Source organism: Streptomyces sp. NPDC001401 (assembly GCF_042895385.1).
Taxonomy (GTDB): Bacteria; Actinomycetota; Actinomycetes; order Streptomycetales; family Streptomycetaceae; genus Streptomyces.
This window is the reverse complement of record NZ_JBIAWI010000009.1, coordinates 99186-119886: the sequence shown is the minus strand read 5'-3', so window position 1 is coordinate 119886 and position 20701 is coordinate 99186. Positions and strand designations below refer to the sequence as shown.

Genomic DNA, 20701 nt, shown 5'->3' with positions numbered 1-20701 from the left:
GTCCGGTTGTCAGTGCGGGGCGCGCTCCTCCAGTGCCGTGCGCCAGGCGGGGGCCGGGCCCTCGGGGGCGGGTTCGGCGCGGCGGCCTCCGCGGGCGAAGAAGTCGGCAAGGGGCAGGATCGCGGCGCCGACGGTGACCGCGTCCGGGCCGAGCCGGCCGAGGTCGATGGTGACGTTCTCGGCCGGGTGGCGCAGAGCGTACGAGACCGCGTGCCGGCGTACGGCGGGCAGGAACCGTGCGCCGAGCTGAAGCCCCGCCCAGCCCCCGATGAGGATGCGCTCGGGCTGGAAGAGGTTGATCAGGTCGGACAGCCCGGCACCCAGGTACTCCGCGGTCTCCTCCAGGACGGCCAGCGCCACCGGGTCGGCTGCCCCGCCCCCGGAGGGATACGCGGCGGCCAGCATCGCGGTCAGTGCCGTCTCCTCGTCGGCGCCCTCGGGCGGGCGCCCGCCCTCCTCGCGCCAGCGGTCCAGCAGGGACTCGGCGCCCGCGTACGCCTCCAGGCAGCCGAGCGCACCGCAGCGGCAGCGCCGCCCCCTGACCCGTACGGTCAGATGCCCCCACTCGACCGCCCGGCCGTGCTCCACCTCGGGGGTGACGAGGCAGGCGCCGACGCCGGAGCCGAACAGCACGACGACCGCATTGCGGGCGCCGCGTCCGCCGCCGAACCACATCTCCGCCTGGCCGAGGGTCTTGGCGCCGTTGTCGATGAAGTACGGGACGGTGGCCGGGAGTTGGGAGGTGGAGCGGAGCAGGCTCTCCAGCGGGACCGCGTCCCAGCCGATGGTCTGCCCGTGGACGACGGCCCCGCGGTCCGGGGTGCGTTCCACGATGCCGGGGACGCCGATGCCGACGCCGAGGAGCTGCTCGGGTGCGATGCCTGCGCCGGCGAGCACCTCGGCGATGCCGTCGCGGATGTGGCCGACGATGACCTCGACCTCGTAGCGCTGCTGCTCCAAGGGGCGTTCGGCGCGGGCGAGTTCGGTGAGGGTCAGGTCGAACAGCTCGATCCGCACCCGGGTCTCGCCGACGTCGACGCCGATCATGTGGCCGCTGCCGGGTGCCACGCGCAGCAGGGTGCGGGGGCGGCCGCCGTCGGAGTCGACGCTCCCGGCCTCCTCGACCAGGCCGTCCGCGACCAGGTCCGCGACGACGTTGCTGACCGATCCTGAGCTGAGCCCGGTCGCCGGGCCGAGCTCGAAGCGGCTGAGGGGCCCGTCGAAATAGAGCCGCTGCAGCACCGCCGTGCGGTTGGCCCGCCTGAGGTCGCGTACCGTGCGCCCGTTCCGCCCCGCAGCCATGTGGCTCCCTTCGCACCCTGTTCGACCTGCAACATACCTCCGGTTGCGGGCCCGGCGCGACATTCCCCAACCCTTAGTTCACGATGTGAGCTAAGAGGTGGCCAGCTCCTCGATCTCGTCGAGGGCCGCAACGAGTTCCGGGGCGACGACATCCTGGACCCAGCGGTCCTGTTCCTCGCCGGCCTCCCGGGGGACCGTCTCGGTGAGCATGATCAGGTAGAGGTAGGTGCGGTAGAGGGCGAGGCGGAGGAGGGCCGGGGTGTCGAACTCGGCCCGCCCGCCGGCCTCCCGGTAGCCGTCCAGGAACGCCTCGTCCTTCTTGATGTCCCCCAGCAGCGCCAGCGAGACGAAGTCGGCCAGCGGGTCGCCCCAGAACATGCGCTCCCCGTCGATGAGCCCGCCGATGCGGGGCTCCCCCGCCGAGCGGTCGACGAGGATGTTGCCCGGCCACAGGTCGAAGTGGACGAGGCTCGGGGTCGTCACCTCGTCGAGCGCGGGACAGGCCGTGCGGACGGTGCGGGCCACCTCGTCGGCGGTGCGGGGCAGCCTCGCGCCGTATCGGCGGGCGTCGTCGAGGATGGCGTCGAGCATCGTGGTGAAGGCGGTCCGCCAGTCGGGGGCGAGCGGGCCGAGGGCTCCGGACGGATAGCCGAAGCCCGGTCCGGTCACCCGGTGCAGACGGGCCACCTGGCGGCCCAACTCCCCGCGCAGGGCCGCCTGTTGGCCGTCGGCGAGCGAACCGTCCCAGCCCTCGCCCGGACAGGCCGTCATCAGCAGATGACGTGCTGCGGTGCCACCGCCGACGGATATGAGGCGCGGCGCGGGTACGTCCGCCTCGGCGGCACGGCGGTAGAACTCGGCCTCGGAGACGAGCAGTTGGCGCTCGTAGCGCAGTCCCGGGGTGTCCGGTGCGACCTTGAGCACGTAGCGGCTGCCGTCGGTGAGCCGGAGTTCCTCGACCGTGTTGTACGTGCCGCCGTGCAGGGGGCGCAGGTGGGCGAGGCGGTCGGGAGGGATCCGTGCGTCCTCCAGGATGCGCCGGGCTCTTTCCCAGGAGTCCGCCACCGTGCGCCCACCTCTCCCCTTCGGTCAGCCGGCCGCGTACACGTCCTCGACGTAACGCCCGTCCGCGATCAGGCCGTTCAGCCACTCCTCGGCGGCCATGCCGTCCGCGTGCGGCGTGCGGTCCAGGTACAGGGTACGGAACGCGTCGCGCACACCCGGCGCCATCCGCGAACCGTCGCCGCAGACGTACACCCGGGCCCCGGCGCCCAGCAGCTCCCACACCTCGTCGGCCTCGGCGGCGATGCGGTGCTGCACGAAGGTGCCCGCGGTGCTGAAGGCCGGGCGCAGCGAGACGGCTCCGGCGGTCTCGGCGGCGCGCAGCTCCTCGGCGTGCAGGAAGTCGGCGTCGGGTGCATCGCAGCCGAAGTAGCAGAGGGCTGGGGCGAGTTCGGCACCCGAGGCGAGGGCGGCGGTGCGGTCGGCGACGGTTCCACGGAAGGGGGCGAGGCCCGTACCGGCCGCGATCATGATCACCGGAGTCGCGCCGCTGATCCTGAACGCCTCGCGGCACGGCTGGACGCGGGCGTACACCGTGTCGCCGGGTTCGACGGCGGCGAGATGACCGGAGCCGACCCCTCGGTAGACACCCTTGCCCGAGCGTGCGGGGGCCTCCAGCAGGGAGACCATCAGGTCCGCGTGGCCCGGGTCGACGGCGGGCGAGGAGGAGATGGAGTAGTGGCGGGGGCGCAGCGGGGTGAGGATCTCCAGGAGCTGCGGCCAGTCGAGGGCTCCGCGCAGGGCGGGGTGGTCCTCGATCAGCTCGACGAGGGTGCGCGGGTCGTCGCCGGTGAGGGCGGCCAGGGCCGTGCGCTCGGGCGGGCAGGGGTTGGCGGCGGCGAGGGCGGTTAGCTGGGCGGGGGTCGGCCGGTCCTGCAACTCGACGTGGTGCGTGAGGAGTTGGCGTACCGTCAAGGGGCGGTCCACCGCGAGGCCGTCGCGGCGGGGGCGGGCGGCCCGGATGTCCAGGACGGTGTCGGGGTCGACGCCGAGGGCAGCAGCGGCGCGGTCGACCAGAGCCGGGGCGTTGGCGGGCAGCACGGTGAGGTGGTCGGCGGTGCGGTAGGCGGCGGAGTCGGGGAGGGCGAGGCGGACGAAGCGCTTGCGGCGCGGGTATCCGGGGGCGGTGAGGTCGTGGGCCTCGGTGACCGTCATGGGGACGAGTCCATGCCGCTCGGCGAGCGCGTCCAGGGGGCCGCCGGTCAGGGTGCGCACCTCGTACGCCGTGGTGGGCTCGCCGCCGGCCGGGTCGGTGGCGTCCGGGTCGCCGTACTGCTCGAGGAGGGTTGTCCGCAGCCGGGCGGTGAAGTCCCTCACTGCGCCCGTCAGATCACCCGAGGCGTCGGCGGCCGCGCGGTCCACGAGCCGGCGGGCGCCCAGCTCGGCGAGGCGGTCGTCGATGCGGGTCGGGACGTGCTGGTAGGTGGCGGCCCAGTTGCGGTCACCGACGCCGAGGACGGCGTAGGTGACGTCCGTCAGGTCGTGGGTGTCCTCCAGCCAGGCGGCGAAGGCGGTGGCATCGTCGGTGGGGCGGCCGTTGTAGGAGGCGGCGGTGATGACGACGGGCCGGTCTGTGGGCAGGCCGCCCGCGTAGGCGTCCAAGGCTGCGACCTGGGTCTCGCAGCCGAACTCGGCGGCCTCGTCGGCGAGTTGGGAGGCGAACTCGCGGCAGGTGCCGTAGTTGCTGCCGTGCAGGAAGAGGACGCCGGTGCCGGGGCGGACGCGGGCGGGGAGGGTATGCGGGGCGAGGCTCTGCGGGGCCTCGGCCGGCCGGACGCCCGGCAGGGCACCGTGCTCGCGGTCGGCGGGGGTGCGCGGCGTGAGGGTCAGGGTGAAGCCCTCGGGCTTGAGGGTGAGGGTCTCCTTCACGTTCAGCGCGTAGTCGGCGTGGTCGTGCAGCCGGTAGCGGTGGACGAGCATCGCCAGCAGCATGGTCGCCTCGTGCAGCGCGAACTGCCGCCCGATGCAGGCGCGTTCACCGGTGCCGAACGGCTTGAAGGCGTGCACCGGCCGCGCTGCCTCCGCCTCGGCGGTGAACCGGGACGGGTCGAACAGCTCGGGATTGTCGCCCCACACGGGCTGGCGGTGCAGCATCGGGGCGAGCACGCTGACGGCCTGCCCGGCGCGCAGCGGGATCCGCCCGCCGAGCAGTGTGTCCTCGAGCGCGTGCCGGCTGAAGGCGGCGGCCGTCGGCCACAGCCGCAGCGCCTCGTTTAGGACCTGGCGGGTGTAGGTCAGCCTGCCGACCTCGTCGTAGGTCGGCTCCGGGTCGGCCTGGTCGCCCCACAAGGCGTCGGCCTCGCGCTGCACGAGCTGCAGCGCGGTCGGGTGCTTGGCCAGGTAGTACAGGGCGAAGGACATCGCGCCGGAGGTCGTCTCATGACCGGCGATCAGGAAGGTGATGACCTGGTTGCGGATGTTGGCGGCGTCGAGGGTGGTGCCGTCGGCGGGGTGCCGGGAGGTGAGCATGAGGCCGAGCAGGTCCTCGGCACCGGTCTGGTCGGCGCCGGCGCGGGAGGCGACGACGTCGTCGACGACCTGGGCCAGGTAGGCGGAGTCGTCCCGGAAGGCGGCGTCCGCGGCCGAGTAGTCCTTGCCCGGCGTGCGGGCGAGGCGGGTCATGGCCCACTCCAGGCAGCGGACCATGGACTCGACGAAGGGGTGGGCCTCGTCCCGTTCGAAGGACCCGAAGTCGTAGCCGAATCCGGCGAGTCCGATGGTGTCGAGGGTCATCCGGGTCATGTCGTCGGGCACGTTTACCGACTCCCCCGCGCGAGCCGCGCGGTCCCAGGACGCGATGAGCCGCTGAGCCACCTTCAGCATCACCGGGTGGTAGGTGCGCATCGAGCCGAGCGCGAAGGCGGGCATCAGGATGTCGTGCGCCCTGGCCCAGTTGGGCTCGTCGTTGTACGCGGTGAACAGGCCGTCGGCCGTGAACTCGCGGACGTTCTCCAGTGCGGGCCCGACATGCTTGGCGAACCGCTTCTCGTCGGCGAGGTCGGCCACCAGGTCCAGGTCGCCGACAAACAGCGCGTCGCGCCCGTGCAGCCGCCGCACGAGCACCGGCCCGTGCTCGCGCATGAGGCCCATCACCTGCTGGATGGGCGTGCGGCCCGGTCCGGTGGCAGTGATGTCGACGACGGGTACGCCGGGGAGGGTGTCCGCGGTGTGGGGGTGCAGGGCGGTGGGGGGCATGGCGCGACAACTGCCTTTCGCGGTACGGGAGTACTGCGGTCAAGGTTGGTCGAGCGGGCCCGGTCGTTCGCGCCACGGGACTACATGATCGTGTAGTCAAGAACGTCCTCGGGGGCTTGCGGAAGTCCTCAGGACCGGTTCTCGGCCTCGGTCGCCGGCCCGGTCGGCCGTGCGGTGGTGCCTCGCGGGATCACGTGGGTCGGCAGGACGATGTGCCGCTTGCCGTCCGCCTCGGGGTCGTTGATCAGCTGCAGGACCAGTTCGCCGGCCACCCGCCCCATCTCGGAGGGCGACTGGGCCACCGTGGTCAGGTCGAACCACTCGGCCAGCGGCTGGTCGTCGAAGCCGAGGACGGACATCTGCTCGGGCACCTCGATCCTGGCCCTGCGCAGAGTCCAGATGAGGGCGGCGGCGAGCTCGTCCTGCTCGGCGAAGACGGCGGTGGGCGGCTCGCGCAGACTGAGCAGTTGCCCCAGCGCCTCCGCGACGGCGCGTTTGTCCGCGGCCGGAGCGGCCACCACGAGGGAGTCGTCCAGGGGAATGCCGGCCTCGGCGAGCGCCTGCTGGTAGCCGAGCAGTCTCTCGTGGGAGCTGAAGGAGAAGCCGCTGGCGCCCGGGCTCTGCATGAAGGCGATGCGGCGGTGCCCCAGGTTCAGCAGGTGCCGGGTGCCGTGCCGGGCCCCGGCCGCGTCGTCGACGTAGACACTCGGGCGCCCTTCGGCGTGCTGGCTGACGTAGATGACGGGCATCCCGAGGTCGTCCAGCCGTGCGCCCTCCTCCTCGGTGAGGTCGAAGCAGTGGACCAGCAGCGCGTCGGCGTTGCGCCGGGCCGGCAACTGCTCGAAGAACGAGGCGCGTTCGGCCAGGTCGGGTATCACGTAGACGGTCAGCTCCATGTCCGCCGCGCGCAGCAGCGGGCCCAGGCTGGACAGGGCCGAGCCCATGAACCACGAGTTGAGCGTGGGCACCAGTACCGCGACGACGCCGGTCCTGCCGGTCACCAGGCTGGAGGCCTGCCGTGAGACCGCGAAGTTCAGCTCGCGCGCGGCCTTCTCGACCCGGGTACGGACGTCCGGCGACACGCTCGACAGCCCCCGCAGCGTGCGGGAGACGGTGGACACGGAGACCCCGGCCCGTTCGGCGACATCGGCCATCGTGGGGTGCCGTTGAGCTGCAGGCATGGGCGGACGTTAGCACAAGCGTGCACGAATCCGCCGCGCCCGGTGACAGCGCTGTCATCGAATTACTTGCGCGTAACGCATTGACGTGCCAGCCATGACCCTCCTAGCTTGCAAGCGTTGTCTCACAGAGAGCGCACGAGGCCTCAGAAAGTAGTCATCACATGCTCTGAGCTGCGTAATCATTCTTGCAATCGCTGCCCGGGAGAAACATTGAAGAACAGGACGACCAGAGCGCTGCAACGCTCGGGTGCGCTGTGCGCGGGGCTGGCGGCCCTCGCCGCGTGCGGCGCCAATGGCGGCTCGGTGTCGAGCACGGGGCGGGGCCCCATCACCTACGTCGCCGGTGCCGACAACACCGGCACGGTGGCGGCGGTGCTCGACCGCTGGAACAAGGCGCACCCGAAGGAGAAGGTCACCTTCGTCCAGCTGCCCACCGACCCCGACGCGCAGCGGCAGCAGATGATCCAGAACGCGGCGACGAGGTCGGACGCCTTCACGGTGCTGTCCCTCGACGTGGTGTGGACCTCGGAGTTCGCGGCGCACCGGTGGGTGGACCGGCTGCCCGAGGACCGCTTCCCGCTGGACGAGATGCTGAAGCCGATCGTGGCGACCGGAATGTACCGGGGTGGCCTGTACTCCGTCCCGGCCAGCTCGGACGGCGGCATGCTCTACTACCGCACCGACCTCCTGAAGCAGGCCGGCATCGACCAACCGCCCACCACCTGGGCCGAGTTGAAGGCCGACTGCGCCAAGGTCCGCAAACTGCCCGCGGCCAGGGGCGTGTCCTGTTACGCGGGCCAGTTCCAGAAGTACGAGGGCCTGACCGTCAACTTCGCCGAGGCGGTGAACTCCGCGGGCGGGGTCGTCACCGACGCCAAGGGGCGCCCGCACCTCGACACCCCGCAGGCCAGGAAGGGCCTGGACTTCCTGGTCCGCTCCTTCCGGGACGGCACCATCCCGAAGGAGGCCGCCACCTACCAGGAGGAGGACGCCCGCCGCGCCTTCCAGTCCGGCAAGCTGGTCTTCGAACGACAGTGGCCGTACATGTATCCGCTGGTCAACAAGAAGGACGGCGCCAGCAAGGTCGCCGGGAAGTTCGCCGTCGCACCGCTGCCCGGCCTCGACGGCCCCGGCGCCTCCAGCCTGGGCGGCCACAACCTCGCCCTGTCCGCCTCGGCGAAGAACAAGGCCACCGCGCTGGACTTCATCCGGTTCTTCACCAGCCAGGACACCCAGCGGTTCGCGCTGGCCTACGCGCCGGCCGCACCCACGTACCAGGCCCTGTACGCAGACCCCCGCCTGGTGAAGAAGTATCCGTACCTGCCCGTCCTCAAGCAGTCGATCCTGCACGCGGTGCCACGGCCGCGCGTCTTCGGCTACGGCGATGTCACCGCCGCGATCCAGCGGGAGGCGTTCGCCGCGCTGACCGGGGCCGAGAGCAGCACGAGCGCACTGCGCAATCTCCAGCAGGACCTGCGGCAGCAGGCGGCCGGGAAGTGAGGAGACACGACATGGTGACCACCCACAACCCGCCCGACCGCCTCGACCGGCCGGAAGCGAAGGCGCGCGAAAACGCCACCGGTCGGGCCCTCCCGGGCCGCCGCCGCAAAGCCACCTCCGGCGAGGGCAGGATGGCCGCCCTCCTGGTCTCGCCGACGCTGCTGGTCCTGGCGATCGTCGTCCTCTATCCGACGATCGTGGCGCTGAAGGACTCGTTCTACGGCACCCCGGGCCTCGACCCGCAGACCGGGTTCGTACGCGACCACGACCCGTTCGTCGGCGCCGACAACTACACCGCGATCTTCGGAGCGGCGGGCGACCGCTTCTGGAACGCTTTCTGGAACACGACCTTCCTCACCGTCACCACGGTCACCCTGGAGACGGTGCTCGGCATCGCGATGGCGCTGATCATGCACCGGGCGCTGCGCGGCCGGGCGGTCGTCCGCGCGTCCATCCTCGTGCCGTGGGCCATTCCCACCGCCGTCACCGGTCTGCTGTGGCGCTGGATCTTCAACAGCGACGGAGTGGCCAACGCTCTGATCGGCCGTCAGATCCTGTGGACCACCGAGGGGTTCCATGCCAAGGCCGCGGTCATCATCGCCGACGTGTGGAAGACGGCTCCCTTCATCGGACTGCTCGTGCTGGCCGGTCTGCAGGTGATCTCGAAGGAGGTGTACGAGGCGGCCAGGATGGACGGGGCGGGCGTTCTGCGCCAGTTCTGGAGCATCACGCTGCCGCTGGTCAAGCCCGCGCTGCTGGTGGCCGTGCTGTTCCGCACGCTCGACGCGCTGCGCATGTTCGACCTGCCCTACATCCTGATCGGCGCGCAGAAGACGTCCGTGGAAACGCTGTCCATGCTGGCCCAGGACCAGGCGGCGAACGTGCGGTTCGGGCCGGCCGCCGCCTACGCGGTGATCCTCTTCGTCTACGTCTTCCTCATCGCGCTGGCGTTCGTCCGCTTGCTGGGTACGGACCTTGTGCCGCGTCGTCGTAAGGAAGTGACCGCATGACCCCCATCACCCTGCACCCGGCCGTGCGCAAGGCGCTTCTGTGGCTCGGGGTCGCCGCGGTCGTCGCCTACTGTCTGGCGCCCTTCTACTGGATGCTGGTCTCCAGCCTGCGCCGCACCTCGGACATCTTCGACAACTCCCTCCTCCCGTCCCGGATCTCCTTCGAGAACTACCGGGCCGTGCTGGACCCGTCCCAGGAGTTCGGCCGGGCGCTGCTCAACAGCCTTGTGGTGGCCGGGATCACCACCGTCTGCGCGCTGCTGCTGGCGACGTTCACGGCGTACGCGATGGCGCGGCTGGAGTTCCGCTTCAAGCGGTTCGTGCTGACGCTGATCATCGCGACATCGATGTTCCCGGTGGTGTCGATCGTGGTTCCGCTGCTGAAGATGTTCGTCGGCTTCGGCTGGATCAACACGTATCAGGCGATGATCGTGCCCAGCATGTCGTTCACACTGCCGCTCGCGGTGTGGAATCTCACGGCGTTCTTCCGGCAGATGCCGGACGAGCTGGAGCACGCGGCCATGATCGACGGCTGCACCCGCGGCCAGGCGTTCCGCAAGGTCATCATCCCGCTGGCCGCGCCCGGCATCTTCACCACCGCGATCATCACCTTCATCGCGGCCTGGAACGAGTTCCTCATTGCGCTGTCGATGACCAACAAGCCCGAGATCCAGACCGCGCCCGTCGCGATCTCCAAGTTCGCGGGCGCCACCCAGTTCGAGACGCCGTTCGGCAGCCAGATGGCCGCCGGAGTCCTGGTCACCGTTCCGCTCGTGGTCGTGGTGCTGCTGTTCCAGCGCCGGATCGTGGCCGGCCTCACGGCGGGCGCGGCGAAGTAGCCCTGTCCTTCTCCCCTCACCGATCTCCGAGGAGTACGCACCGACATGACCACCAGCACCGCCCCTTGGTGGCGCGACGCCGTCATCTACCAGGTCTACATCCGCAGTTTCGCCGACGGGAACGGCGACGGTGTCGGCGACATCGCCGGCATCCGCTCCCGGCTGCCGTATCTGAAGTCGCTCGGTGTGGACGCGATCTGGATCAACCCCTGGTACAAGTCGCCGATGGCCGACCACGGTTACGACGTCGCCGACTTCCGGCAGATCGATCCGCTGTTCGGCACGGTCGCCGAGGCGGAGCAGCTCATCGAGGAGGCGCACGGGCACGGGATCCGGGTGATCCCCGACATCGTGCCCAACCACACCTCCGACCAACACGCGTGGTTCCAGGCCGCGTTGGCCGCCAGGCCGGGCAGCCCCGAGCGGGAGCGCTACGTCTTCCGGGCCGGCCGGGGGCCCGACGGCGCCGAACCGCCCAACGACTGGGTGTCCTCCTTCGGCGGCCCGGCCTGGACCCGGCTGCCCGACGGGGAGTGGTACCTGCACCTGTTCGCCCCGCAGCAGCCGGACCTCAACTGGGAACACCCGGAAGTGCGGACGGAGTTCGAGTCGATTCTGCGGTTCTGGTTCGGCCGGGGCGTGGACGGCTTCCGTATCGACGTGGCGCACGGGCTGATCAAGCACCCCGAACTGCCCGACCTGCCGCCCCGACCGGAAGCGGCGGCCGAAGGGCCACGACAGCACTTCGACCATCCGCACTGGGACCGGGACGAGGTGCACGACATCTACCGCGCCTGGCGCCGGGTGGCCGACGAGTTCCCCGGTGACCGCTCGTTCGTCGCCGAGGCGTGGGCGGACACCCCGGAGCGGCTCGCCGCGTACGTCCGCCGGGACGGTCTGCACACGGCGTTCAACTTCGACTTCCTGATGTCCAGTTGGGACGCCAAGGACCTGCGCGCCGTCATAGACGACTCCCTCGCCATGCTCGGCGCAGTGGGCGCCCCGGCCACCTGGGTGCTGTCCAACCACGACGTCGTGCGCCACCCCAGCCGCTACGGCCGCGAGGTGGTCAGGCGGTGGACGGCCAACGAGCCCTACCGCCCCGAAGGTCCCCTGGACCTCGAACTGGGTACACGGCGGGCCCGCGCCGCCGCCCTGCTGATGCTCGCCCTGCCCGGCGGCGCCTACATCTACCAGGGCGAGGAGCTCGGCCTTCCGGAGGTCGAGGACCTGCCCGAGTCCGTCCTCCAGGACCCGGTCTGGGAGCGCTCCGGGCACACCGACCGCGGGCGCGACGGCTGCCGGGTGCCGATCCCCTGGTCGGGACGGAGTGCACCGTACGGCTTCAGCCCGGAGGGCGCGACGGACGAGCCGTGGCTGCCGCAGCCGGCCGGCTGGGCTGACCTCGGTGTGGCCGCGCAGACCGGCGACGAGAGCTCGATGCTGGAGCTGTACCGCGCCGCCCTGCGCCTGCGCCGCGAACACCCGGCCCTCGGCGACGGCAGCCTGACCTGGCTCGACGCCCCCGCCGGTGTTCTTGCCCTCGGGCGCGAACCCGGGTTCGTGTGCCTGGTGAACCTCTCGGCCGAGGCGTACCGGCTGCCCGGGCATGCCTCGGTTCTGCTGGCCAGTGGGTCCGTGGAGGACGGTCTGCTGGCGCCGGACCAGGCGGCCTGGCTCGCCGTGTAGAGGGGGCTTCCACCTCTTGCCGCCCTGCATGATTGTGTGGTGCACGCAGTGCGGGTGGTGCCGTCGTGCCAGGTGGCAGGAGGTGTGAGTGGACGAGAGCAGCCGGGAGGCCGTCGTGTGGCGCAATCGCGCCCTGACCCTCTTCGACCGGGTTTCCGTGCCTGTTGCCGTGTGCGATGTGCACGGCGCCGTCCTGCTGGCCAACCCGGCGATGGCGGCCGAGTGCGGTACGACCCCGGGGCGGCTGCGCGGCCGTGATGTGCTGGAGCTGTTCCGGCCGCAGGAGACCACGCAGGTGAAGCGGATCGCGCAGGCGCTGCGGCTGCGGCACCGGTCGCGGTATCAGGTGTCGGTGCGCTGGGAGGCGCCGGGCGGGTCCGAGCGGTTCGGGGAACTGACGGCCGATCCGGTCAGCGACACCGTGGAGGCGACGCCCGCTCTGCTGGTGATGCTGCGTGTGCTGGGCGAACGCGAGCAGCTCGCCGAGGAGCCCGTGCGGGTCGCGCCGGTGGAGGCCCGCATCCTGGCGCTGCTCGCCGGGGGCGCCACCACCGCCAGGGCCGCGAAGGAGACCGGCCTCAGCACGGACGGCGTCACGTACCACCTGCGGCGGCTGTCGACGCGCTGGGGCGCGTCGAACCGTACCGAACTGGTCGCCCGGGCCTATGCGCTCGGCGTGCTCACTCCCGGGGTGTGGCCGCCCGGCACATAGGCGGTGCCCGCTCCCTCGGGCGCGCCGAAGCGGGCGAGGGTGTGCCACACCATCTTCAGGTCCTGCAGTTCGTGGCGGCCGGTGCGGGCGGCGTCGCCGATGATCCTCGGGTCGACGTGGCCGTCCTGGGCGATCCGGGCGCCCAACTCCACGTACTCCTGCCCCCGGTAGTCCGTGTGCTCCCTCAGCTGCGTCACGCTCAGCCGGTAGCCGGGGTGCCATTCGACGGGGCAGGGCAGCAGGCGGGCGGCGGCCTCGACGGGTGTGCCGCGGTAGCTCTCGTCGAGGACGAGCGCCTCCATGTGCGCGGCGAGGAGGACACCGCCGTGGACCTGGGCCTCGATGTAGTCGTTGAGGGCGTCCTGCTCGTCGGCCTCGGCGAGCGCGATCAGCGACATGCCGGCGGCGACCCCGAAGTCGGCCGGCTCGGCCGCGCTGTCGGGGTAGCAGAAGGTGGTGCGGGCGAGGGCCTCGGCGGTGAGACGGAAGTGCGAGGAGCCGAACCGCGGTGCGGCGCCCACCACTTGGCGCCGGAAGTTCAGCGCGCCGTACACGGGCCGGTCGTGCGGGTCCGCGTCGTCGTAGGCGCAGCCGAAGATCCGGCTCTCCCAGCGCCAGCGGTCACCGCCCGGGTGCGCGGTGAGCCCGCCGTTGCTGGTGCCGGTGACGAACTGCGAGTGGTAGACGCCGTCCTGGGCGAGCGCCTGGAGGATCGGCAGCCCGCCGGTGAGCCGGTCGGGGTGGAAGTTCAGCGTGATCCGCAGGTCGGGGGCGAGGGCCGGGCCCGTGGAGCGGGCGGCGACATGCCGCAGCGCCTGCCGTGCCCGAGCCGACTCGACATGTCCGAGATCCATCGGTCTCCCTGCCCTCCGCTCCGTCCAGGGGCGGCCGCGAGGATGCGTCAGAGGTCGGCCACCGCCAGGACGATCTTGCCACGGTTGTCCCGCCGCTCCAGCAACTCGTGGGCGGTGCGTGCCTCTTCGAGCAGTACGACGCTCTCGACCGGCACGCGATACGCCCCCGCGGCCACCCGCTCGGCCAGTTCGCGCAGATCGGGGCGGGGATCGTAGCCGTGGATCTGGAGGTTGGTGAGCTGGAAGCCGAGCACGGACACGTTCTTGGGATAGAAGTCGCGGGTGTCGATGGTGCTGGGCTCCAGGGCGACGTTGGCGAGCGCGACAACCCGGCCGCCGTGCCCGACCTCGCGCAGGCTCCGCCCGAACGCCCGGCCACCGACGGTGTCGAGGACGACGTCGGCCCCGCGTCCGTCGGTCAGCCGCAGCACCTCGTCGACCTCCGCCTCGTCGGGATGTGCGGAGGTGTCGACGATGTCCTGGGCACCGAACTCCCCCGCCCACGCCGCCTTTTCCGCAGACCCGGCGAGGGCGATGACCCGCGCGCCGGTCTCTGCGGCGATCTGCACGGCCGCGCTGCCGACCCCGCTCGCGGCCGCTTTCACCACCACCGTGTCCTCCTTGGCGACCTTGGCCAGATGCCGCAGGCAGTACCAGGCGGAGAGCCAGGCGACCGGCAGCGCGGCCGCCTCGACGAGGCCCACGCCTTCCGGCAGCGCAGTGACCTGCGAGGCGGGCACCACCGCCAACTCGGCATAGAAACCAGGGGCGTTGACCCCGTCCAGAGCCATGACCCACTGCCCGACCTCCAGGCCGGCCACCCCCTCCCCCACCGCCGCGACGACACCCGCCGCCTCGACGCCCGGGATCAGCGGCGGACGCCCGGCCCGGTGGTAGACACCGGCCCGGACGAGCGCGTCGGCGCGGTTCACGCCCGCCGCCGCGATCCGCACCAGCACCTGACCGGGCCCGGCCACCGGCTCGGGCACCTCGACCGGCACCAGCACCTCGGGCCCGCCGAACTCGTCGATCCGTACCGCACGCATACCGCACCTGCTTCCTGTCACAGCCGCACACACGGCCGACACCGGTTGAACTGGTGTCACTCTCCGACACCTCTTCAACCGGTGTCAAGAGACTTTGACAGAGATACGACACCTCATGAACCGGTGTACGCTCATACGCATGACCGGCACCTCCGCCCCCGTCGACCCGGCGCTCACGTTCCCGTTCATCGGTGGGCGCCCCTGCCTGGACTTCGTGGCGACGCTCGGCCGACGGCACACCGACACTCCCCTGGAGCGGATCCCGGACACGGCCGCGCTGGCCCGCTGGTTCGCGGAGGCTGAGCTGGCCGCGGACGGCGAGCCGGTGCGGGTGACGGCCCGGGAGCTGGCGGACGCCCGCACCCTGCGCGAGGCCCTCCACCGTGTCGTACGAGCGGCGATGGCCGGGCAGACGCCCGAGCCGGGCGACGTGCAGCTGATCAACCAAGCGGCCGCCCGCCCCGACCTCGCACCCCAGCTGGGCCCTGTGCGCTGGACGGCCCGGCAGCCCGCCCGGGCGGCCCTGGCGACGGTGGCCCGGGATGCCGTCCTCCTGGTGCGCAGCCCCTTGCTCGGACGGGTCAAGAAGTGCGAGAACCCGGACTGTTCGCTGCTGTTCCTGGACGACTCCCAGGCCCGCCGCCGCCGTTGGTGCTCCATGGAGCGCTGCGGCAACCTCGCGAAGGTCGCGGGCTACCGGTCCCGAAGCCGGCCCGCCACCACCCGGTGAAGGTGGATCAGGACGTCGTGCGTGCGGGCGAGGGCGATGTCGTACGGGCCGTCGGGGTAGAGGGTGCCGATGGTCCTGGTGGGGCGGGGCCGGGTCAGCCATGCGCGGGCCGGTGATCCGACCGTGCGCAGGTCGACCGCGAAATCCCGGTACCGGACCCGGTCCAGGATCCGCTCATTGGTGCCGGGGCCGGCCGGGCCCAGCGTCCAGCGATGTATCGCCCCGTCCGTTCCGGTGGCGTTGAAGGAACCCCGGTCGAAGGTGAGACCGACGCTCACATAGCCGGAGCCCATGCTGTCGCGCAGGAACGCCCCTTGCACCTTGGGGTAGTTGGCGGAGTCGTCCGGCACGTAGCCGACGTGGTTGTCGTGCGCCGACAGCAGCACCCTGGAGCCGGTGTGCTTCTCCCACCGGACCACGTTGGCTGCCATCACCGAGTCGCGGTACCGCATCGCCTCGGCGAGCCGCGCGGGGCCGTCGAAGTCGAAGGCATACTGACGGGCGGTCCGGTCGATGGCGGTCGCGCTCTGAACGGCCCGGTCGTACGCCGCCCGGTTCGCGCCCGGGGACTGCTGCTTCAGCAACTCCAGTGCCTCGCCCGTACGCTCGGCCATCTTCTTGCGCTCCGCGGACGGCTTGTTCATGTACTGCTCCATGTACTTCCCCGTGGCCACGGTGGGCTGCAGCCCCCGGTACAGCGCGGCGAAACGGGCGCTCAACTCCGGGTGGGTGCGGGCCACATGGCCCGTGACCTCGTCGTAGATCTCGGGTCCGGTCCACGCGACGTCGTCGCCCAGGAACCTGACGGGGTCGTCGGGGTGGTGGACGTTGTACGCGCGCATCCACTCGACGAGGTGCAGGTAGTCGGTGTTGTTCCACCACTTGTAGTCGCCCTGGAACTCCTCACTCATGATGCGTCGCGGGTCGCCCTTGCCGTGGACCACGTAGTCGTCGAGCCGCAGGCCGGTGCTCCAGGGAGCCTCCAGGGCGAAGGTGCGGAAGCCCTTCTCCTCGACGAGATGGCGCAAGACTCGATCCTTGAGGGCGAAGAAGTCGTGGGAGCCGTGGGTGGCCTCGCCCAGGCCGACGACCCGGGCGCCGCCGATCATCCGGTCGAGGACCCGGAGGTCGGTGGTGTCGCCGTCCGGTTCGACGGTCCGCAAGGGGTGGGCGGCGCGGTCGAGAGCGTCGACGACGGACGTGGCCGCTTGCGGCGCCGCCGTTGCCGGGGTGACAGCCGCTGCGGCGCCCAAGGCCATGAGCAGGGACAGGACGATGGGGGGCCGATGCCATTTCATGATCCAAGGCTTGCGTGCCGGGCGGCCGGTGGACCATCCGGCAGTCCTCCCTCCCGGGGTGCGGACAACCGCGGGGCGAGGACGGGGGTTTTCCTCATGGATCACGGTGGTGCGCGGCAGCGACCATGCCGATATGACGAATCGGCGGCACAGCGGGCCCTTCCGTACGGCGACGGCCGGCGCCGACCTGAGACTGTTTCTGCTGACGGGCATCGCCACCGTGCTCCTGACCCGGTGGCTGCTGGCCCGCACCGGCTATCCGAAACTCGGCGGCCACGGCACCGGTCTGCACATCGCGCACATGCTGTGGGGCGGGCTGCTGATGGCCGCCGGGCTCGTCGTGCTGCTGGTGTTCCTGGGCCGCCGGGTGCGACTGTGGGGCGCGGTGGCGGGCGGGGTGGGGTTCGGGCTGTTCATCGACGAGATCGGCAAGGTGGTCAGCGACGGCGGCGGCTACCTCTATCGGCCGGCCGCCGGGCTGATCTATCTGGCCTTCGCCGGGCTGGTGGTGCTGAGCCGGTGGCTGGTGCCGCGCGGCGGCACGCCGGGGCCCCGGGCGCGGACGGCTCGCGCCGCCGACGCCGCGCTCACCGGGGTCGTATCGGGGCTGACGGAAGGTCAACGAAGGTCCGCGCTGCGGACGTTGGAGGGCTCGACGCGGCCCGTGGACGTGGCGCTGGTGCGGTTGCTGGAGTGTGTCGAGGCGGCACCGGAGCGGCCTCGGGTGCGCCTGCCGGACGCGGTGCGGGACGCGCCGGCCCGAGGCCGTAGGGCCGTCTCCGTGCTGTTCGCGCACCAGGTGACGCTGTGGGCGGCCCTGGCGTGGACCGTGCTGCAGGGCGCCCTGCTGCTCGTCGGGGTCGGCTGGGATCTTGCCGCCGGGCGGCTGCGGCACGAACCGGAGTGGGGTGCGGTGACGGGGCTGGTCGTCTGCTCGGCCGTGATGCTCGGGCTGGCCGTGGCCGGAATGGTGCAGCTGCGCGGGGACCGGGTGCGGGGCCTGGGGCTGCTGCGGGCCTCGCTGCTGGTGGACCTGCTGGCCGGGCAGGTCTTCGACTTCGTCGTCAACCAGTTCTCGGCGGTGACGAACTGGCTGATCGGGCTCTGTCTGCTGGCCGTCGTCTCGGGTGCGCTGCGCCGTGCGCGTCAGGACGCCGCAGGGGACCAGTGCGGGTCGCGCCCCAGGAAGGCGAGCAGCGCCTCGGCCCTGTCATAGCCCGGCACGACCTCCCGCGCGGGCGCGAACACCTGGTATGCGTCACGGAGATGATCGACGAGGCGCTCCGCGACCGGCCAGATCCCCTCGGCCAGTTCCACGCTCAGCGGCCGGTCCTGGCCCGTCGCGACCGCGATGTCCCAGGCGTGCACGGCCGCGTCCATGGCGGCCGCCGCCGCGGCGAGCGGCACGGGCAGGGGACCCAGCGGCGTCGGTGCCTGCTCGGTGTCGGCGGGCAGTCCGGCGTACGCGTCCGCCACCGCCCGGAGCACCTTGGCGAGCTCGGCCGCCGGATCTCCGTCGAGGGCGTCGGCGGGGTGGAACGGGTCGGAGTCCGGCCGGCCCCCGGTGATGGCGAGGCCGTAGCCCTGCTGGTCGATCCGCGCATGGTTGAGGACCTGCCGTACCGTCCACTCGGCGCACGGGGTCGGCGCCGACCACGCCGACTCCGGCACTCCGGCGACCACCTCGGCGAGATAAGCGTGCGCCCGCGTGAGAACCTCGATGCCCTGGGTGTGCTCCACGATTGTTCCCCTCCTGTCATCCTTCGACCGACACGGACAATCTAGGCTGCCTTGCGGACAGTTACGGTCCTCAATGACATGGTCCTCAGGGACAGGAAGGGGCACGGCCCGAGGATGCGAGATGTACGTGAGTGGACGGCGTCTCTCGTGCGCTTTGTGAAGCGGCGCCGGGACCCGATGGTCGTGCAGACGCTGCGGGCGGCTGCCGCGGCGACGATCGCGTACGTCGTCGCACTGCGTCTCAGCCCCGAGCCGGCGCCGCTCACCGCCCCACTGACCGCGCTGCTGGTCGTCCAGGTCACCCTGTACGCCACCCTCACCAACGGCATCCGCCGGGTGAACTCGGTCGTGGCCGGCGTCCTCGTCGCCATCGCCTTCAGCCTCCTGGTGGGTCTGACCTGGTGGAGCCTGGCCCTGCTGATCGTGGCCTCGCTGGCGGTGGGACGGCTGGTGCGGGTCGAGGAGTACGTGCCCGAGGTGGCGATCAGCGCGATGCTGGTGCTGGGGGTCACGACCCACGGGGACACGGCCTGGGCGCGGGTGGTGGAGACGCTGATCGGCGCGGTCGTCGGGTTCGGCTGCAATCTGCTGCTCGCGCCACCCGTGTGGGTGGACGAGGCGGGTGAGTCGATCGAGGGGCTGGCCCGCCGGCTGCGGCAGCTGATGCTGCGCATGGGCGAGGAGGCCGCCGGGCGCACGGCCGTCGAGCGGGCGACGGAGCGGTTGTACGAGGCACGTCGGCTCGACCACGACATCGTCGAGGTCGACGCGGCCCTGAGGCAGGCCGAGGACAGTCTGCGGCTCAACCCACGCGTGCGTGAGGGCCTGCTGCACCGGGTGGTGCTGCGTACGGGGCTGGACACGCTGGAGATCTGCACGGTGGTGCTGCGGGTACTGGCGCGCACCTTCACCGATCTCACCAAGGAACGCGATCCCGAGCCGCTGTTCGCGTCCGAGACGGGGGCCGCCGTGGAGCGGCTGCTGTCGGAGATCGCCGACGCCGTGGTCAGTTTCGCGGTGCTGGTCACCAGCGACGTCAGTGTGAGCGCCGAGTCCGCGGAGTCCCGGCTGGCCGCCGAGTTGCGGCAGGCCGCGGCCACCCGCGACAAGCTGGCCCAGCTGCTCCTGGAGGAGGTCCAGCGCGACGCCCGCACCTGGCAGCTGTACGGCGCCGTGCTGACGGAGGTCAACCGCATCCTCGACGAGATGGACACCGAGCATCGTTCTCGCCGCCTCCTGGAGGAGCTGGACCGCACCTCCCGCGAGCAGCGCGAGCGCATGCCACGGCTGACCAGGCTGCGCGAGAGCCTGCGCGATTCCGATCGGCTCAGGGTTCCGGAGGTGCTGCGCAGGAACCCTGACGACGCCGAGCGTCGTTCTAGGTGACGGAGTCACCGGAGCTGCGTACGTTTCGGGGGCCGGAGACAAGGGGGCGGGCGAATGACGGACACGAGCGTGCGGATCGACGGGAACACGTTGCGGTTGCCGGGCGCTGTGGCGGTGCGGTTCGTGCGCACCCTGCGGCTGCCCGAGACGGGCACCCATCCGCTGCCGCCGGGACTGGGCGAGTTCCCGGTCCGCCGGGTCGCGGACTTCCCGGACACCGTGCCCGAGCAGTGGCGGGCGCGGGGCGGTGTGATGCTGCCGGTGTATCTGCGTGAGGCGATGTGGCTGAGCTTCGGCGGGACCGTGGAGCCGGCCGCCCTGCAGGTGGGGGTCGGCAAGGTGTGTGCGGTCTCGGGGAAGCCGTGGAGCGACCGGCTGTCCCGCAAGCCGCAGAACTATGTCGTGCTGCCCCGCCAGCCGTGGCTGGACGGCATCAACTCCGGGAAGGGCACGGTCCGCCAGTTCGTGGCGGTGCCGCTGGGCCTGGGTGCGACCGTCGAGGGCCAGGTCACGGGCGAGGAGACCTGGGGCGGCGTACAGCTGCAGTCCTTCCCGCTCCGCGAGCGGAGGCTGGCCGAGTGGCGCGAGGAGGAGCGGCGCCGCTCGGAGCTGCAGCGGACGAGCATGTCGGCCGGGGGGTACGGTGCGGCGCTGCCGATGGCGGCGCCCGCGCCGGGCGGCCCGGTGCCGGTGGCGGCTCCGGCGGGTCGTCCGCGGCGCGCCGCGGCCATGGGGCTCGGCGTCGGCGGTTCGATGCGGCAGGAGGTCTACCGGGACGACCGGCCGCTCGAGGACTGGGCCGAGGAGCCCGCGGGGCGCGTGTTCGTGCACCTGGTGACGCCTCCGGAGTGGCGCCGTATCACCGGCGAGGCTCCCCCGCCGTCGCCCGTGGACCGTGCGGAGTACACCCGGGCCGGGCTGCCCTGGTACGACTATTACGACCAGGATGCGGAGGATCTCACACCCACGGACACGCTGGAGGGCGTGAAGCCGGCCGGCGACTGGCTCGGCGACGATCACGAGCCGTGGCAGGATCCCGCGCCGCAGCAGGTCAAGCCGCTGAAGGACGCGCCGGGCAAGCCGGTCGAGGACGGCGACTGGTAGACCGGCAGCCATTGCACGCTGCGCAACGCCTGTTGCCGTTCTTGCGCGCACCG

General features: G+C 71.7%; 17 protein-coding genes. 9 read left to right on the top strand and 8 right to left on the bottom strand.

The features are described 5' to 3' along the window. Positions 1-9: 9 nt before the first annotated feature. The 4 genes from ACFY10_RS28150 to ACFY10_RS28135 all read right to left on the bottom strand — a co-directional run bounded on the left by ACFY10_RS28150 (position 10) and on the right by ACFY10_RS28135 (position 6740). Positions 10-1302: an ROK family protein gene (locus ACFY10_RS28150; RefSeq protein WP_390667991.1), complete on the bottom strand. Its 1293-nt coding sequence runs from the start codon at positions 1300-1302 to the stop codon at positions 10-12. Positions 1303-1392: 90 nt separating this feature from the next. Continuing rightward, positions 1393-2367, bottom strand: a complete 975-nt coding sequence (locus ACFY10_RS28145; RefSeq protein WP_390667990.1) for a phosphotransferase family protein — start codon at positions 2365-2367, stop codon at positions 1393-1395. 24 nt (positions 2368-2391) lie between these two features. Further along, entirely contained in the window at positions 2392-5559 is a 3168-nt protein-coding gene (locus ACFY10_RS28140; RefSeq protein ID WP_390667989.1) for a bifunctional cytochrome P450/NADPH--P450 reductase, read from the bottom strand. 128 nt (positions 5560-5687) lie between these two features. Continuing rightward, on the bottom strand, positions 5688-6740 hold the full coding sequence (locus ACFY10_RS28135) for a LacI family DNA-binding transcriptional regulator (protein WP_390667988.1): 1053 nt from the start codon (positions 6738-6740) through the stop codon (positions 5688-5690). Positions 6741-6950: 210 nt separating this feature from the next. Between ACFY10_RS28135 and ACFY10_RS28130 the strand changes: the two genes are divergently transcribed. The 5 genes from ACFY10_RS28130 to ACFY10_RS28110 all read left to right on the top strand — a co-directional run bounded on the left by ACFY10_RS28130 (position 6951) and on the right by ACFY10_RS28110 (position 12490). Continuing rightward, the gene (locus ACFY10_RS28130) at positions 6951-8240 is read left to right on the top strand and encodes an ABC transporter substrate-binding protein (RefSeq protein ID WP_390667987.1); all 1290 of its coding nucleotides are present in this window, start codon (positions 6951-6953) and stop codon (positions 8238-8240) included. Positions 8241-8251: 11 nt separating this feature from the next. Next, positions 8252-9250, top strand: a complete 999-nt coding sequence (locus ACFY10_RS28125; RefSeq protein ID WP_390667986.1) for a carbohydrate ABC transporter permease — start codon at positions 8252-8254, stop codon at positions 9248-9250. After that, positions 9247-10089, top strand: coding sequence for a carbohydrate ABC transporter permease (locus ACFY10_RS28120; RefSeq protein ID WP_390667985.1), 843 nt, complete (start codon positions 9247-9249; stop codon positions 10087-10089). The genes ACFY10_RS28125 and ACFY10_RS28120 overlap by 4 nt, the downstream gene beginning before the upstream one ends. Before the next feature lie 45 nt (positions 10090-10134). Further along, positions 10135-11778 (top strand): glycoside hydrolase family 13 protein, encoded by a 1644-nt coding sequence (locus ACFY10_RS28115; protein ID WP_390667984.1) that lies wholly within the window; start codon positions 10135-10137, stop codon positions 11776-11778. A gap of 88 nt (positions 11779-11866) precedes the next feature. Next, positions 11867-12490, top strand: a complete 624-nt coding sequence (locus ACFY10_RS28110) for a PAS domain S-box protein (RefSeq protein WP_390667983.1) — start codon at positions 11867-11869, stop codon at positions 12488-12490. On the opposite strand, the gene ACFY10_RS28105 is transcribed toward ACFY10_RS28110, so the two are convergent. Both ACFY10_RS28105 and ACFY10_RS28100 read right to left on the bottom strand, forming a co-directional pair. Then, positions 12442-13344, bottom strand: a complete 903-nt coding sequence (locus tag ACFY10_RS28105; protein WP_390667982.1) for a DUF3626 domain-containing protein — start codon at positions 13342-13344, stop codon at positions 12442-12444. The genes ACFY10_RS28110 and ACFY10_RS28105 overlap by 49 nt on opposite strands. Positions 13345-13391: 47 nt before the next feature. Then, entirely contained in the window at positions 13392-14390 is a 999-nt protein-coding gene (locus ACFY10_RS28100; RefSeq protein ID WP_390667981.1) for a zinc-binding alcohol dehydrogenase family protein, read from the bottom strand. A 139-nt stretch (positions 14391-14529) separates the two neighbouring features. Here ACFY10_RS28100 and ACFY10_RS28095 point away from each other — a divergent pair, with 139 nt between their 5' ends. After that, positions 14530-15120 carry a CGNR zinc finger domain-containing protein gene (locus ACFY10_RS28095; protein WP_390667980.1) on the top strand — a complete coding sequence of 197 codons (591 nt, stop codon included), beginning with the start codon at positions 14530-14532 and terminating at the stop codon, positions 15118-15120. On the opposite strand, the gene ACFY10_RS28090 is transcribed toward ACFY10_RS28095, so the two are convergent. Then, positions 15084-16418, bottom strand: coding sequence for an erythromycin esterase family protein (locus tag ACFY10_RS28090; protein ID WP_390667979.1), 1335 nt, complete (start codon positions 16416-16418; stop codon positions 15084-15086). The two genes, ACFY10_RS28095 and ACFY10_RS28090, sit on opposite strands and share 37 nt — an antisense overlap. Before the next feature lie 133 nt (positions 16419-16551). On the opposite strand from ACFY10_RS28090, the gene ACFY10_RS28085 reads away from it, so the two are divergent. Then, positions 16552-17634, top strand: coding sequence for a hypothetical protein (locus tag ACFY10_RS28085; RefSeq protein WP_390667978.1), 1083 nt, complete (start codon positions 16552-16554; stop codon positions 17632-17634). Here ACFY10_RS28085 and ACFY10_RS28080 read toward each other — a convergent pair. Next, positions 17565-18158 (bottom strand): TIGR03086 family metal-binding protein, encoded by a 594-nt coding sequence (locus tag ACFY10_RS28080; RefSeq protein ID WP_390667977.1) that lies wholly within the window; start codon positions 18156-18158, stop codon positions 17565-17567. The two genes, ACFY10_RS28085 and ACFY10_RS28080, sit on opposite strands and share 70 nt — an antisense overlap. Positions 18159-18272: 114 nt before the next feature. Here ACFY10_RS28080 and ACFY10_RS28075 point away from each other — a divergent pair, with 114 nt between their 5' ends. Then, positions 18273-19544, top strand: a complete 1272-nt coding sequence (locus tag ACFY10_RS28075) for an FUSC family protein (protein WP_390667976.1) — start codon at positions 18273-18275, stop codon at positions 19542-19544. A gap of 54 nt (positions 19545-19598) precedes the next feature. Further along, a complete protein-coding gene (locus ACFY10_RS28070) occupies positions 19599-20648 on the top strand; it encodes a hypothetical protein (RefSeq protein WP_390667975.1) in 1050 nt (349 codons plus the stop codon). Positions 20649-20701: the final 53 nt, after the last annotated feature.

Coding starts and splice junctions, on each gene's coding strand:
- ACFY10_RS28075 (WP_390667976.1), top strand. CDS start 18,273: ATGCGAGATGTACGTGAGTGGACGGCGTCTCTCGTGCGCTTTGTGAAG.
- ACFY10_RS28095 (WP_390667980.1), top strand. CDS start 14,530: ATGACCGGCACCTCCGCCCCCGTCGACCCGGCGCTCACGTTCCCGTTC.
- ACFY10_RS28100 (WP_390667981.1), bottom strand. CDS start 14,390: ATGCGTGCGGTACGGATCGACGAGTTCGGCGGGCCCGAGGTGCTGGTG.
- ACFY10_RS28150 (WP_390667991.1), bottom strand. CDS start 1,302: ATGGCTGCGGGGCGGAACGGGCGCACGGTACGCGACCTCAGGCGGGCC.
- ACFY10_RS28115 (WP_390667984.1), top strand. CDS start 10,135: ATGACCACCAGCACCGCCCCTTGGTGGCGCGACGCCGTCATCTACCAG.
- ACFY10_RS28120 (WP_390667985.1), top strand. CDS start 9,247: ATGACCCCCATCACCCTGCACCCGGCCGTGCGCAAGGCGCTTCTGTGG.
- ACFY10_RS28070 (WP_390667975.1), top strand. CDS start 19,599: ATGACGGACACGAGCGTGCGGATCGACGGGAACACGTTGCGGTTGCCG.
- ACFY10_RS28085 (WP_390667978.1), top strand. CDS start 16,552: ATGACGAATCGGCGGCACAGCGGGCCCTTCCGTACGGCGACGGCCGGC.
- ACFY10_RS28090 (WP_390667979.1), bottom strand. CDS start 16,418: ATGAAATGGCATCGGCCCCCCATCGTCCTGTCCCTGCTCATGGCCTTG.
- ACFY10_RS28125 (WP_390667986.1), top strand. CDS start 8,252: ATGGTGACCACCCACAACCCGCCCGACCGCCTCGACCGGCCGGAAGCG.
- ACFY10_RS28140 (WP_390667989.1), bottom strand. CDS start 5,559: ATGCCCCCCACCGCCCTGCACCCCCACACCGCGGACACCCTCCCCGGC.
- ACFY10_RS28135 (WP_390667988.1), bottom strand. CDS start 6,740: ATGCCTGCAGCTCAACGGCACCCCACGATGGCCGATGTCGCCGAACGG.
- ACFY10_RS28105 (WP_390667982.1), bottom strand. CDS start 13,344: ATGGATCTCGGACATGTCGAGTCGGCTCGGGCACGGCAGGCGCTGCGG.